General features: G+C 44.7%; 1 protein-coding gene. It reads right to left on the reverse strand.

Annotated features, from left to right (window positions below; translation table 11 throughout):
• On the reverse strand, positions 1 to 441 hold a 441-nt coding region (locus GFC01_RS18225; RefSeq protein ID WP_243137697.1), incomplete at both ends, for a DNA topoisomerase.

Consider the following 441-nt stretch of genomic DNA (forward strand, 5'->3'; position numbering starts at 1 on the left):
GATTTTGCCATCGCCTTCTCCGCGCAGCTCGAGCTTTTTATGACAGTTCGGGCAGCGTGCGTTTGTTTTCTTCGCCACATTTTTACGGTGGCCGCATTCTCGGTCTTGGCACACGAGCATTGTGCCATGTTTTCCGTTTACTTTCAGCATCAGTTTTCCGCAGTCCGGACAATGGGTGCCAGTGACATTGTCATGCTTAAAGGTTTGGTTCGTTTGTTTGATTTCAGATACGGCTTGTTTTGCATAGGACTTCATTTCACTCATGAATTGAGAAGCCTTCAGCTGTCCTTTTGCGATTTTAGAAAGCTTTTGTTCCCATTCCGCTGTTAACGCAGGAGACTTTAAGTCTTCAGGCACTAAGGAGAGCAGCTGCTTCCCTTTCGATGTGATGAAAATGTCTTTGCCCTTTTTCTCAATTAAGAAACTGTTAAACAGTTTTTC

The sequence above is a fragment of the Desulfofundulus thermobenzoicus genome (assembly GCF_009428905.1).
In the GTDB taxonomy this organism is placed as follows: Bacteria; Bacillota; Desulfotomaculia; order Desulfotomaculales; family Desulfovirgulaceae; genus Desulfofundulus_A; species Desulfofundulus_A thermobenzoicus.